The following is a 2,629-nucleotide window of genomic DNA, read 5'->3' on the forward strand; positions in this document are numbered from 1 at the left end:
CTGTTATCTCTGGTACTGCTGCTTCCGGTAAATCGTACGTTGGATAGTCTTTTGGTACTTCTGTTATCTCTGGCACTGCCGCTTCAGGTAAGTCATATGTTGGATAATCGCTTGGCACTTGTGTCACCACTGGAGTTTCTTCATTTGAATCCTTCCCTGTTTTTTCATCGGTTGGATTGTCCTTGGGAATATCAACCACAAAACTTCCCTTGCCGCTACTAGGTTTAGTTTCGTTTTGATTTGGCATTTCCTCAACATTATTTAATTCGTTAGCTTTTTGTTTCGCTTTTTCTTTGATAGCCTCGACCGCAGCTTCCAAATTTCGTTTAGCGTAATCCACTTTATCTTGACTCGCATTTTGATCATCTAAGACCTTTTCAGCCTCAATTATAATATCTACCAACATGGCTTTATCAGCTGGATCAAGTATAACGCTTGTCCCATCATCTAAGGTAATTTGATTTTTATTGACAATTATACTTCGATTTGCGATTACATTTTTCAATTCTGTCTTATCAACAACTGCTTTACTCTTATCCGCCATCTTCCCGAGCACAACATTAAAACTCTTCATTGAAGTTAAGTTGGCCATATCAGTCGCAAATAACAACACTTTGTAGAGTTTTTTAGCCAACATCTCTTCAGGATTAACCACCTGCTTATTTTCATCAAGAATTTGGAGGTGCTTGCTTAACGGCACTCTAAAGAAATCATCTAAATAATCTATCGCAACAATTTTATCAGCTGTCATTTTACTAATTGACGCCTTTGAAATACTGTAGTAACCTACCTGATTTTCAGTGTCTTCATAAAAATCATTTTCCAACCCCATGTTCTTGATAGTTGCTGAAAGGTTTATGATTGGCGCACTATGATCAAAACCAAATATCCTTCTCAATAACTCATCAGTATTTCTTTTTTTCGGTCTATATTTGCCACTATTTCCTATACGCTCCATGACAACGACTTTATCATTTTTGTCGCGATAAACGATGGATCTGCCATCATTGTATAAAATTTCTTGGACTTCAACCGCTAATTGGGGCCAATACTTTTGATTCCATCCCGTTTTATTACCATTAAATACCGTATTTTTTACTTCAGCGACATCATTTAAATTTCCTTGCGCTTGATTCAAGTTAACTTCAGCTTGAGCTGCCTTGATTTGGATTTTATTTTCCTCTAACATGTCATCGGTTTGTTGGGGATTTTCTTTTTGATTATTAGTTATTTCAACTATCGCTTGGCGTTTGCTTTGTTCACTTGTCGGCGCTGGCATTAAGGTTGATGCTTGATTATCTGAAATTTCAGCGGCCGCCACCTTTTGGGCACTCATTGCCCCCAATCCAAACGTTATCCCGACTAAAACCGAAGCAACTCCAACATTCAATTTTCTAATCGAATATCTAAAATCCTTGCGATCCATTTTTTGCTTATATATATGACTGTTATTTTTAGAAACCACTTCAAAATTCCCTTCTCAATTTTTTCTCTCATCAGGAATTTTTTCGTTATACTTTTTGTCTAATTAAAATTAGCTATACATACAATGTATATCATCTTGAAATTTATACCTATTTTGTTTACTTTCGAACTTTAATCTTCATCCCCCTTTAAAGACAAAGTCCATATTTATCGTGAATCACAAAAACAAACTATATCACACCAATATACTTTTTGTAAACTTTATATATAATTTTATAGATAAACCACCATTGACATTAACTGTTTCACCAATATCTCTCCTAAATTTTTTTATATTTACCCCAAAATTTCCACAAAAAAATAGCCCGACAGTCGTTTGACCATCAGACTATATTTTTAGTGCTTAACTTGAACGCGTATCGCTTTCGATTTGATGTAAACCAATATCGGCTAACACTAAAAAGACAACGATAAATAATCCTAACATCAGCCACACAGTTTGCAAGTGACTGACACTTGCGGTATATTCCGAGAATTTTTCATGCGTAATCATTGGGAATTGTTTATGTAATCTTGCTGGCAAACCATTCAATCTTGAATGGCCCCAAAGCTTCCATCCCCCACTTACTAATCATATAATTCGAAATAGTTTTCATACTTCCTTTTAATTCAATCATCGACTCTATGCTACAAAAAAAGCCAGGATAAATCCTAGCTTCAATAACCCATGTTAAAGAAATAACAACCAAAAAACTGAATAAAATTCAATTTTCCCAACAAAATTAACATGAATCATACTGTATAATACGTTTTGATCTCATAGTATATGTATACACTCTACAATATACACAACCTAAGATACCCGACAAATCCCACCTTATCGGGTAAGAGACAATTTAAAAATAAATCGCCCCCTACAAATAATATTATACAAAAATAAATACCCCATTGTACATAACTTTTCACAAAAAAGTTATATAAATTATTTTGAATTTGAGTATTTTTTTCACACCTTTTATATGTTGAACGCCGAAAAAACATCATTATCGACTGAATATACTATATATTTTTTCACGGTATGAGCATTATGAAAATGTAGCGTTTAAAACTGCCAGCCTTAATATTTGCACACTTCATTGATTTTAGGGCGGGATACCAGTGGTTTTAACCACTGGAGGGATAGCCCTCACTTGCAAGCTCGTTA

The 2,629-nt window shown here is 34.7% G+C and carries 2 protein-coding genes; both read right to left on the reverse strand.

All coding sequences use genetic code 11. The features are described 5' to 3' along the window. Positions 1–1,465: YSIRK-type signal peptide-containing protein (locus JCM14209_RS09565; RefSeq protein ID WP_035520338.1), on the reverse strand; the 1,465-nt coding region annotated here is incomplete at its 3' end. A gap of 363 nt (positions 1,466–1,828) precedes the next feature. After that, a complete protein-coding gene (locus JCM14209_RS08475) occupies positions 1,829–2,017 on the reverse strand; it encodes a hypothetical protein (RefSeq protein ID WP_025023029.1) in 189 nt (62 codons plus the stop codon). Between the last annotated feature and the right edge of the window lie 612 nt (positions 2,018–2,629).

Source organism: Ligilactobacillus hayakitensis DSM 18933 = JCM 14209 (assembly GCF_000615845.1).
In the GTDB taxonomy this organism is placed as follows: Bacteria; Bacillota; Bacilli; order Lactobacillales; family Lactobacillaceae; genus Ligilactobacillus; species Ligilactobacillus hayakitensis.